Raw genomic sequence first — 212 nt, 5'->3', positions numbered from 1 at the left:
GCTTACGGGCGTGAGGCGGTAAAGTACCTGCCTTATTCCACCTCTGCCGGAACGGGCGGCAGCTACCGGAGCGATGCCCTGGCTGGAACCGGCGGTTACACCGGCAGCGCGCAATACGGCTTCTACCAGGTGACCGGGCAAAGTTACGCCAGCACGGCCACGCCCTACTCGCAAACGGTATTCGAGCCGTCGCCGCTGAATAGGGTGACGGA

General features: G+C 63.7%; 1 protein-coding gene. It reads left to right on the top strand.

Features of this window, described 5'->3' with window-relative positions:
* Positions 1–212 (top strand): DUF6443 domain-containing protein (locus tag GS398_RS22185; RefSeq protein ID WP_160909030.1); only part of this gene is annotated, 212 nt, incomplete at both ends.

The organism is Hufsiella ginkgonis, from assembly GCF_009834915.1.
GTDB classification, from domain to species: domain Bacteria; phylum Bacteroidota; class Bacteroidia; order Sphingobacteriales; family Sphingobacteriaceae; genus Hufsiella; species Hufsiella ginkgonis.
The sequence above is the reverse complement of the archived record's forward strand: the minus strand, read 5'-3'. Positions and strand labels throughout refer to the sequence as shown.